This is a genomic window from Proteus sp. fly-1013 (genome assembly GCF_040140245.1).
Classification (GTDB): domain Bacteria; phylum Pseudomonadota; class Gammaproteobacteria; order Enterobacterales; family Enterobacteriaceae; genus Proteus; species Proteus mirabilis_B.
In genome coordinates this window covers 269,034-278,022 of the sequence record NZ_JBEEWD010000007.1, presented here as the reverse complement: position 1 = coordinate 278,022, position 8,989 = coordinate 269,034, and the positions used below count along the sequence as shown (strand labels likewise).

At 40.7% G+C, this 8,989-nt stretch carries 13 protein-coding genes; 3 read left to right on the top strand and 10 right to left on the bottom strand.

The window, feature by feature from the left end; all coding sequences use genetic code 11:
* The 8 genes from ABN236_RS15000 to ABN236_RS14965 all read right to left on the bottom strand — a co-directional run.
* Positions 1 to 131, bottom strand: a 131-nt coding sequence (locus ABN236_RS15000; protein ID WP_349474325.1) for a GTP-binding protein, incomplete at its 3' end; no start/stop codon positions are given.
* A 67-nt stretch (positions 132 to 198) separates the two neighbouring features.
* Positions 199 to 2,313, bottom strand: a complete 2,115-nt coding sequence (fusA, locus tag ABN236_RS14995; protein WP_088494386.1) for an elongation factor G — start codon at positions 2,311 to 2,313, stop codon at positions 199 to 201.
* Between the two features lie 78 nt (positions 2,314 to 2,391).
* Positions 2,392 to 2,862 carry a 30S ribosomal protein S7 gene (gene rpsG, locus ABN236_RS14990; RefSeq protein WP_004246897.1) on the bottom strand — a complete coding sequence of 157 codons (471 nt, stop codon included), beginning with the start codon at positions 2,860 to 2,862 and terminating at the stop codon, positions 2,392 to 2,394.
* A 98-nt stretch (positions 2,863 to 2,960) separates the two neighbouring features.
* Entirely contained in the window at positions 2,961 to 3,335 is a 375-nt protein-coding gene (rpsL, locus tag ABN236_RS14985) for a 30S ribosomal protein S12 (protein ID WP_004236497.1), read from the bottom strand.
* 127 nt (positions 3,336 to 3,462) lie between these two features.
* The gene (gene tusB / locus ABN236_RS14980) at positions 3,463 to 3,756 is read right to left on the bottom strand and encodes a sulfurtransferase complex subunit TusB (protein ID WP_098941725.1); all 294 of its coding nucleotides are present in this window, start codon (positions 3,754 to 3,756) and stop codon (positions 3,463 to 3,465) included.
* 31 nt (positions 3,757 to 3,787) lie between these two features.
* On the bottom strand, positions 3,788 to 4,156 hold the full coding sequence (gene tusC / locus ABN236_RS14975) for a sulfurtransferase complex subunit TusC (protein WP_083629137.1): 369 nt from the start codon (positions 4,154 to 4,156) through the stop codon (positions 3,788 to 3,790).
* Positions 4,156 to 4,551: a sulfurtransferase complex subunit TusD gene (tusD, locus tag ABN236_RS14970; RefSeq protein WP_088494384.1), complete on the bottom strand. Its 396-nt coding sequence runs from the start codon at positions 4,549 to 4,551 to the stop codon at positions 4,156 to 4,158. The genes tusC and tusD overlap by 1 nt, the downstream gene beginning before the upstream one ends.
* Before the next feature lie 9 nt (positions 4,552 to 4,560).
* Positions 4,561 to 5,265: a helix-turn-helix transcriptional regulator gene (locus ABN236_RS14965; RefSeq protein ID WP_023583301.1), complete on the bottom strand. Its 705-nt coding sequence runs from the start codon at positions 5,263 to 5,265 to the stop codon at positions 4,561 to 4,563.
* 346 nt (positions 5,266 to 5,611) lie between these two features.
* Between ABN236_RS14965 and ABN236_RS14960 the strand changes: the two genes are divergently transcribed.
* Both ABN236_RS14960 and ABN236_RS14955 read left to right on the top strand, forming a co-directional pair.
* On the top strand, positions 5,612 to 5,770 hold the full coding sequence (locus tag ABN236_RS14960) for a hypothetical protein (protein WP_193775141.1): 159 nt from the start codon (positions 5,612 to 5,614) through the stop codon (positions 5,768 to 5,770).
* A 146-nt stretch (positions 5,771 to 5,916) separates the two neighbouring features.
* Positions 5,917 to 6,798, top strand: coding sequence for a DMT family transporter (locus tag ABN236_RS14955; protein ID WP_349474324.1), 882 nt, complete (start codon positions 5,917 to 5,919; stop codon positions 6,796 to 6,798).
* A gap of 98 nt (positions 6,799 to 6,896) precedes the next feature.
* Here the strand turns inward: ABN236_RS14955 and fkpA are convergent, their stop codons facing one another.
* Entirely contained in the window at positions 6,897 to 7,649 is a 753-nt protein-coding gene (gene fkpA / locus ABN236_RS14950; RefSeq protein ID WP_088494382.1) for an FKBP-type peptidyl-prolyl cis-trans isomerase, read from the bottom strand.
* A 334-nt stretch (positions 7,650 to 7,983) separates the two neighbouring features.
* Here fkpA and ABN236_RS14945 point away from each other — a divergent pair, with 334 nt between their 5' ends.
* Positions 7,984 to 8,202, top strand: coding sequence for a SlyX family protein (locus ABN236_RS14945; protein WP_023583298.1), 219 nt, complete (start codon positions 7,984 to 7,986; stop codon positions 8,200 to 8,202).
* Positions 8,203 to 8,282: 80 nt separating this feature from the next.
* Here the strand turns inward: ABN236_RS14945 and slyD are convergent, their stop codons facing one another.
* Positions 8,283 to 8,921: a peptidylprolyl isomerase gene (gene slyD / locus ABN236_RS14940; protein ID WP_072068764.1), complete on the bottom strand. Its 639-nt coding sequence runs from the start codon at positions 8,919 to 8,921 to the stop codon at positions 8,283 to 8,285.
* Positions 8,922 to 8,989: the final 68 nt, after the last annotated feature.

The window sequence follows — 8,989 nt, the reverse complement described above, 5'->3', positions numbered from 1 at the left end:
GCAGCACCACCGTAAGTTTTAGCTAAAACTGTAGTGATTGCAGCAGTCAGAGTTGTTTTACCGTGGTCAACGTGGCCAATAGTACCAACGTTAACGTGCGGTTTGGAACGTTCAAATTTTTCTTTAGACACGACTATATTCCTTAATATCGCTCCCTCAATTAGAGGGAGCGTAAACTAAATTGAACTCGAAAGGATCTTATTTCGCTTTACGAGCTTCGATAATAGCCTGAGCGACGTTGCTAGGCGCTTCGTTGTACTTCAAGAACTCCATAGAGTAAGAAGCACGACCCTGAGTTTGTGAACGCAGGTCAGTTGCATAACCGAACATCTCAGCCAGTGGTACTTGAGCACGGATGATCTTACCGGTAGGCAGATCGTCCATACCTTCAACCATACCACGACGACGGTTTAAGTCACCGATAACGTCGCCCATGTAATCTTCTGGCGTTTCAATCTCAACTTTCATGACTGGCTCAAGCAGAATTGGCTTAGCTTTCATGAAGCCGTCTTTAAATGCCATTGATGCGGCAATTTTAAACGCGATTTCTGAGGAGTCAACATCATGGTAAGAACCGTAATGTAAACGAGCCTGAATATCCACAACAGGATAACCTGCTAATGGACCAGATTTCAGCTGTTCTTGAATACCTTTATCAACAGCTGGGATGAATTCTTTAGGAATTACACCACCAACGATATCGTTGATAAATACGTAGTTCTCTTCACCACCTGCTGGTAATGGAGACAGGTCGATAACAACATGACCGTACTGACCACGACCACCAGATTGTTTCGCGTGCTTACCTTCGATATCAGTTACTGTATCACGAATAGTTTCACGGTAAGCAACCTGTGGTTTACCTACGTTCGCTTCAACTTTAAATTCACGACGCATACGGTCAACTAACACGTCTAAGTGCAGTTCACCCATACCAGCAATGATAGTCTGACCAGTTTCTTCGTCGCTTGATACGCGGAAAGATGGATCTTCCTGAGCCAAACGGTTCAGAGCGATACCCATTTTTTCTTGGTCAGCTTTAGTCTTAGGTTCGATAGCAACAGAGATTACTGGCTCTGGGAATTCCATACGTTCTAAGATGATTGGTGCATCAATTGCACATAAAGTATCACCTGTAGTTACGTCTTTCAGACCGATAGCAGCAGCGATGTCGCCCGCACGAACTTCTTTAATTTCTTCACGCTTGTTAGCATGCATCTGAACAATACGGCCAAAACGTTCTTTTTTGTCTTTAACCGGGTTCAGAACTGTGTCACCTGAGTTTACAACACCAGAGTACACACGGAAGAATGTTAAGTTACCAACAAATGGGTCAGTAGCGATTTTGAATGCCAGAGATGAGAATGGCTCTTCGTCGCTTGAATGACGTTCTGCTGGAGTATCTTTACCGTCTGGTAACATACCGTTGATAGCAGGAACATCTGTTGGTGCTGGCAGGTATTCAATTACCGCATCCAGCATTGCCTGAACACCTTTGTTCTTAAATGCAGAACCACAGGTAACCAGGATAATTTCGTTATCTAGAACGCGTTTACGCAGAGCAGCTTTGATTTCTGCTTCTGTCAGTTCTTCACCGCCCAGATATTTGTCCATCAGGTCTTCTGATGCTTCAGCAGCAGATTCAACCAGGTTGTTGTGCCATTCTTCAGCTAAATCTTGCAGATTTGCAGGAATGTCTTCGTATTCGAAGGTAACACCTTGGTCTTCTTCATTCCAACGGATTGATTTCATTTTAATTAAATCAACAACACCGGTGAAATTTTCTTCAGCGCCTACTGGGATTTGCAGTGGAACTGGGTTTGCTGCCAGACGTGTTTTGATTTGTTCAACAACACGCAGGAAGTTTGCACCCATACGGTCCATTTTGTTAACGAACGCGATACGTGGTACATGATATTTGTTAGCCTGGCGCCATACTGTTTCTGACTGAGGCTGAACACCACCAACTGCACAGTAAACCATAACCGCGCCATCAAGAACACGCATAGAACGTTCTACTTCGATTGTGAAGTCAACGTGTCCCGGGGTGTCGATGATGTTTACACGGTGAGGCTCAAACTGTTTAGCCATACCAGACCAGAATGCAGTAGTTGCTGCGGATGTGATAGTAATACCACGTTCCTGCTCCTGCTCCATCCAGTCCATTGTTGCTGAACCTTCGTGAGTTTCACCAATTTTATGGTTTACACCGGTATAAAACAGAATACGTTCACTTGTAGTGGTTTTACCGGCATCGATGTGCGCACTGATACCGATATTACGGTAGCGTGCTATGGGGGTTTGACGAGCCATTTTTTCCTCTCTCGTGGGCGTTCAATTCAGGTAAAGGACAGCAGAGCTGTCCTGAAAAGAGTTGCGATACTCCGTGGATTACCAACGGTAGTGTGCGAACGCCTTGTTTGCATCTGCCATACGGTGAACGTCTTCACGTTTCTTAACAGCAGCGCCTTTGTTTTCAGCCGCATCAGATAATTCATTTGCCAGGCGAAGAGCCATGGATTTATCACCGCGTTTACGAGCAGCTTCAACAATCCAACGCATTGCTAATGCATTACGACGAACTGGGCGTACTTCAACTGGAACTTGGTAAGTTGAACCACCAACACGGCGGGATTTAACTTCCACAGTAGGACGTACGTTATCTAATGCGATTTCGAACGCTTCCAGTTCAGTTTTGCCTGAACGCTGAGCCAGGGTCTCAAGCGCATTATATACGATAGATTCTGCAGTAGATTTTTTACCGTCTACCATCAGAATGTTTACAAATTTGGCCAGCAGTTCTGATCCGAACTTAGGATCTGGCAGAATTTTACGTTGACCAATTACACGACGACGTGGCATGGAAATACTCCGTTTAAATTCAGGGTTGTCCAAAACTCAATGAGTTTATTTTGACATTAATGGTGAAAAAATGTTTGGCCTTACTTAACGGAGAACCATTAAGCCTTTGGCTTCTTCACACCGTACTTAGAACGAGCTTGTTTACGGTCTTTAACACCGGAACAGTCCAGCGCGCCGCGAACAGTGTGGTAACGCACACCTGGTAAGTCTTTAACACGACCACCACGGATTAAGATTACGGAGTGTTCCTGCAAGTTGTGGCCTTCACCACCGATGTAGGAAGAAACTTCGAAACCGTTAGTCAAACGCACACGGCATACTTTACGCAGTGCTGAGTTTGGTTTTTTTGGAGTGGTAGTATATACACGAGTACATACGCCACGTTTTTGCGGGCAAGCTTCCAGAGCTGGAACGTTGCTTTTAACAACTTTCGAGCTACGAGATTTGCGCACCAGCTGGTTAATAGTTGCCATTTAAAAAAAGCTCCTGGTTTTTGCTTCGTAAACACGGATTTGAACTCTGTCTTGTCAACAAGACAAAACATGAGGACGCAGAATTTTATTGCTGACGGGCTCATGTGTCAAGAATTATACAGCAATTCTACGCTCCCCAATGAATTTGTTGGGGGTGTTTTACCGTTAAATCGACAAAATCACCATAATTGATAAGTTTAATGTGATGAGATACTTGATCTTTTAAGCCTCTTGCCAAAACATCATCAATTAATGCGTAAACTGAAATTTGCTGTTGGAGACAATATTTTAATAAGGGATTGTCTTCAAGAACTGCCAGTACACCATCTTGTATTAACAAAACATCATCTTCTTTTGTCAATAAAGATAAAAAAGCCTCTAAATCACTTTGATAAATAGAGACAGAATAAGTATACAACATAACCGTTCAACCTTCCTGACTAACTTCTGTATTAAAAGCGTAATACCACATCATATTCACTCAATTTTTGAGCAATATCTTCTTGGGATATCACCTGTGCATCCAACACAAAAGAAGTTTGAGAGGATAATCCACGATGAGCCATGTCTTTCTGTGATATATAGACGTTTGTCACATCATACAAGGGTAGCACTTTGAATGTTGCAGCATGATGACGTGATAGCACTCCTTCAGGTTGTTGATTTTCAACAAGTTGAAACACACCATCAGAGATAAAAAAAACACCAATATCTTCTGTTAATGCAGAGGTTGCGAGTAAAGCATCTAAACCTTCTCGCCCTGCACTATTACCATGAGGTGCTTGAGTAAAAAGGAATGCGATTGAATTCATTTTCTTCATTAAAATTGCACCACACGGGAACAGGTTAACATCGCTTGAGCCAGTGAACCCAACCCACTTAACTCAAATTCAGTTGCCATGTTATGGCTATCCATTTCCTGCTCTTTTGCCTGCTGCTCATCGATAATTCCTCTACGCAATGCGGCGGCAACACAAACATGCAAGGGAATTTGATGTTCTTTCGCCAATGTAACCCACGCTTTAGGGAGATCAAATTCATCATTTGCAGGCGATACCAATTTATTAGCATTCACAACACCTTCTCGATAGAAGAAAATTTGTGAAATTTGATGCCCCTTTTCAAGAAGGGCATTTGCGAACAAATAGGCACTTGAAGCTTGTTCAGTTCCGTAATGAGGCCCTGTAACCACTAAACAATATGTCAAGGAACTCATAATGTTGCCTTATTCTCCATTTTTAAACTGGCGAATATAGAGATACACAGTATGTTTTGAGATATTTAAGCGATCTGCAACCTGATTGATGGCATCTTTAATATCAAAAATACCTTTCTCATAAAGGCTTAACACCACTTGTTTATTCTTGGCATTATTCGCAACTTCACGATCATTATTTACTTCTTCAATCGTAAACTCTAATGTTTGAGCCACTAAATCATCGACAGATGAGGCAAAGTTAACATCGGATGCAACTTCATGTGTTTCTTCAGGAATAAAGGTTTTGATTATTTCAGAGAATGGAACATCAAGGTTCATATTAATACACAATAAACCAATGACACGACGTTCACGATTACGAATAGCAATCGTGATTGACTTCATCAATGCACCACTTTTTGCTCTAGTAAAATAAGCCTTTGAAAAACTTGAATCTTCATCTGTGATGTCATGTAACATTTGTAATGCCAAATCGGTAATTGGAGAACCAATCTTACGACCAGTATGTTCTCCATTCGCGATTTTAACCGCTGAACATTTCAAATCTTCCAGAGAGTGCAATACGATTTCGCAATGATTGCCGATGAGCATTGCCAAACCATCCACAGCTGCTTCATAGGACTTTAGTATTTCGTGATCAGTTTGAGTAAAAGGTCGGCTATCTAGTTTTTCAAACTCGCTGCTGTCACCATTAAATAACGGGCTAGACATTTGATTATATAATCCTTAAAGGCTTTAATTATGATAATGACTTGAGGTTCTATTTTTTATAACGATTCGTCATTGCGGATCAATTCAATATTAAAAAAATTTAAATATAAAAACAGAATTAAGAACGATTCTGACGTTAGATCGCCAGAAGATCTACGTCAAGTGACTTAGAATAAGAGCTTTGTGATAGGTCACAGCTTTTTTCATTTTTCTTTATCTTTTGGACTTATTCCCACCTTTATTTTTGAAAATTTTCCTTTTTCGGAGTGGGCAGGGTAAAGATTGACACTACTGAATAGATTACCTATATTCCAAATTATTGTTATTTTAACGAGCGATTAATCCTATGAATACACTGATGATATGCCAATCTCAGCAAACTTCATCAATAATAGGATTAATTTCTGTTGCTTCTATACCTATTGAGATTCTCTCTTCACCACCTCCGCCTGTGAAAGTGGTTGTAGTCAATACAACGGTTGTTGTTGCAACTCGCGTTGCTTGATTTATTTACTTAGCTTAAGAACGGACTTAATCACCACTTATATAGTGATATGTTGCTTACGTTTATTCATTGATATTTTATCAATTAGCTAATAATCATTAAAAATAATCAAGCTCTCTTATTGCTTATTTTACAGGTATATCATCATGTACTTACGTCAATATTGGGCAAAATTCGGCCCAACAACGTTATTCGTTTTATTGTGGAGTAGTGGCGCTATCTTTTCTCGCTGGGGATTAGATAATGGTAGCTCATTTGCAATTTTAACTTGGCGTTTTATTATCGCTTTAGCGTTTCTCTCTTTTTTATGTATTCAGCGCCATCGCTTTTTGCCACCGAAAGGAAGTCGTTTAAAAACAGCATGGGTCGGTTTACTTATCATTGGTGGTTATTCTATCTGTTATCTTTTAGCGCTCGCTAATAGCATTACACCGGGAATGTTAGCCACAATTATGGGCGTTCAGCCGATTATTACATTATGGATCATAGAACGTAATTTTACAGCGACACGACTATTAGGGCTTTTAATCGCCTTGGCTGGATTAGTGTTAGTGGTTGCCCAAAGTTTATTTAATACGGCACTCTCATTGACGGGAATGATTTATGCGTTAGTCGCACTACTTTGCATGAGCTTTGGTGCAATCTCACAGAAAAAACTGCAATTAGCGCCGATGGATGCCTTACCGCTACAATATGTTGTTAGCCTTGTGTTGTGTTTATTATTTGTCCCCTTCCAGCCTTTTCATGCTTCATTCGACATTGGTTTTATCATTCCTGTACTTTGGCTTGCGGTGATCATTTCTGTTGTTGCTCAGTTGCTACTATACCGCCTACTCACGACGGGTAATTTAGTTAACGTCACTAGCTTATTTTATTTAGTACCTGGCGTGACCGCATTAATGGATTACATCTTCTTAGGTAACGAGATGTCTTGGCTAAGTTTGGCTGGGATGGGCGCAATCATTGTGGGCTTGCTGTTTGTTTTCAAAAAGCCCAAAGCCATTATTGTTGAAGAGACTGTGGATTAACGCTATGTGTTAAGAAACAAATAATGAGCTATACATTAGAAATAAAAATGCTGACATTAATGTCAGCATTTTTTTAGTGATATTTAGAGATAAATAAATTACTTATCGCTTTCAACACTCAGTAATTCAACTTCAAATACTAATGTTGAGTTAGCAGGAATACCACTTGTTGCACGTTGTCCGTAGCCTAATTCTGGTGGAATAACTAACTTGATTTTACCGCCTTCTTTGATGTACTTCATACCTTCAGTCCAGCCAGGAATAACGCTTTTCAGGCTGATTGTCAGAGGTTCGTTACGATCATAAGAGCTATCAAATTGTTTACCATCAATCAGCATGCCTTTGTAGTTTACAGTAACACGATCAGCATCTGTTGGTGTTTTGCCTTTACCTGGGTTTTCAACTAAATACAGTAGACCTGATTTAGTTTTTACTACACCTTTCTCAGCGGCAAACTCTGTACGGAATTTATCACCCGCAGTTTTGTTCTCAGTCGCTTCTTTTTCCATTTTTGCTGTTGCAGCAGTACGGACTTGATCTTCAAAAGCCGCTAATGTTAATTCAATTTCAGCGTCTGATAATTTTGATTTGCTATTAAATGCATCCTGAACACCGGCTAACAGTTGTTTAGAATCTAAAGTAATACCAATATTTTTTTGTTCTTGTAATGCAGCTTCCATATAGCGACCCATCGACGCGCCTAACGCATAGGCATTTTGCTCATTTTGAGTTTTAAATGCGCTATTTAATGTTGGCACTTTAGCTGTAGCTTCTTCAGCGAATGCATGAGGTGCACTGAATGCGAAAGCTAAACTGGTTGCCAGCAACGTCGTTTTTAATAAAGATTTCATCCCATTCTCCAGTATATGTTAGTGAGTCGCTACGTTTTGCAAACGATCATCATAGATCTTTGCTTAAACGTTTTGCATCACATCTTGCTGTCGTTGCGGTATAGATCTCATCCGCGGGTAGCAATTTTATATGAATTTAAAAAATTTGCCGACACTCTTAACAGTTAATGTTAGGATTTTTGTCAGCACAGAGTGCTATCACATTAGCAAAATAGTCTTTTATCTCAAACCAGATTTATGTCTTCCTGTGTATATATCAGTAAATAAGATTAAATTTCGCGAGTTTGTTCATCATATTCGTCGTAATAGGACATTTTAAAGGAGGAAAAACACAATGGATATTAAGGAAGTAGAGCGATTGCTCATTCAATTAGAAAGCAAAGTTGCTTTCCAAGATGCGACTATTGAAGAATTAAACCAAGTGGTCACACAGCAGCAAATTGAAATTAGCCGCTTTAAAGAAGCCTTAAAAATTGTTTCTGAGCGCCTAAAAAACTCTCAAACTTCAATACTTGCTAGACCTGAGGACGAAACGCCTCCACCTCACTACTAAGTTCTCGTTTGTTATTGATATCAAAACCGAAAACAAAAAAGGAGCGTTTAAACGCTCCTTTTGATCTTTTCAACGAAAGATTAGTGCTGGCAACCACAACCGCCATGACCGTGGCCGTGACCACCGTGACCATGACCTTCGCCACCACAGCATCCACCTTCTTCACCGTGTGAATGACCATGACCGTGACCACCGCCACAGCATCCGCCTTCTTCACCGTGACCGTGGCCACCACAACATTCGTGCTCTTCTTCTTCACCGTGTACGTGACCGTGAGCTAATTCTTCTTCAGTCGCTTCACGAATTGCAACGATTTCAACATGAAACTTCAGGTTTTGACCCGCTAACATGTGGTTACCATCAACGATAACTTCGTCACCTTCAATACCTGTAATTTCTACTGGTACTGGACCTTGATCGGTATCAGCAAGAAAACGCATGCCAACTTCTAACTCATCAACACCAACAAAAACATCTTTTGGTACGCGTTGAACTAAGTTTTCGTCGTATTGACCATATGCATCATCAGAAGCCACTTCTACGTCGAATTTTTCACCGACTTCGCGACCTGTTAATGCATTTTCTAAACCACTGATTAAAGAACCACGGCCATGCAGATAGTCTAACGGTGCGCTCACCGTGGACTCATCAACTAAAACACCGTCTTCTGATCTTACTTGATAAGCCAGACTAACTACCAAGTCGTTTGCTACTTTCATGACATCTCCTACATACCCGTGGGCAAAATTTTCCCGATTGTAACGAAAAATAAATCTTCTGTATCGGG

What these genes read in the sequence shown, in the direction of transcription:
- slyD (WP_072068764.1), bottom strand. Translation starts at nt 8,921, where the DNA reads ATGAAAGTAGCAAACGACTTGGTAGTTAGTCTGGCTTATCAAGTAAGA.
- fkpA (WP_088494382.1), bottom strand. Translation starts at nt 7,649, where the DNA reads ATGAAATCTTTATTAAAAACGACGTTGCTGGCAACCAGTTTAGCTTTC.
- ABN236_RS14945 (WP_023583298.1), top strand. Translation starts at nt 7,984, where the DNA reads ATGGATATTAAGGAAGTAGAGCGATTGCTCATTCAATTAGAAAGCAAA.
- ABN236_RS14960 (WP_193775141.1), top strand. Translation starts at nt 5,612, where the DNA reads ATGAATACACTGATGATATGCCAATCTCAGCAAACTTCATCAATAATA.
- tusD (WP_088494384.1), bottom strand. Translation starts at nt 4,551, where the DNA reads ATGAGTTCCTTGACATATTGTTTAGTGGTTACAGGGCCTCATTACGGA.
- ABN236_RS14965 (WP_023583301.1), bottom strand. Translation starts at nt 5,265, where the DNA reads ATGTCTAGCCCGTTATTTAATGGTGACAGCAGCGAGTTTGAAAAACTA.
- rpsG (WP_004246897.1), bottom strand. Translation starts at nt 2,862, where the DNA reads ATGCCACGTCGTCGTGTAATTGGTCAACGTAAAATTCTGCCAGATCCT.
- ABN236_RS14955 (WP_349474324.1), top strand. Translation starts at nt 5,917, where the DNA reads ATGTACTTACGTCAATATTGGGCAAAATTCGGCCCAACAACGTTATTC.
- tusB (WP_098941725.1), bottom strand. Translation starts at nt 3,756, where the DNA reads ATGTTGTATACTTATTCTGTCTCTATTTATCAAAGTGATTTAGAGGCT.
- rpsL (WP_004236497.1), bottom strand. Translation starts at nt 3,335, where the DNA reads ATGGCAACTATTAACCAGCTGGTGCGCAAATCTCGTAGCTCGAAAGTT.
- fusA (WP_088494386.1), bottom strand. Translation starts at nt 2,313, where the DNA reads ATGGCTCGTCAAACCCCCATAGCACGCTACCGTAATATCGGTATCAGT.
- tusC (WP_083629137.1), bottom strand. Translation starts at nt 4,156, where the DNA reads ATGAAGAAAATGAATTCAATCGCATTCCTTTTTACTCAAGCACCTCAT.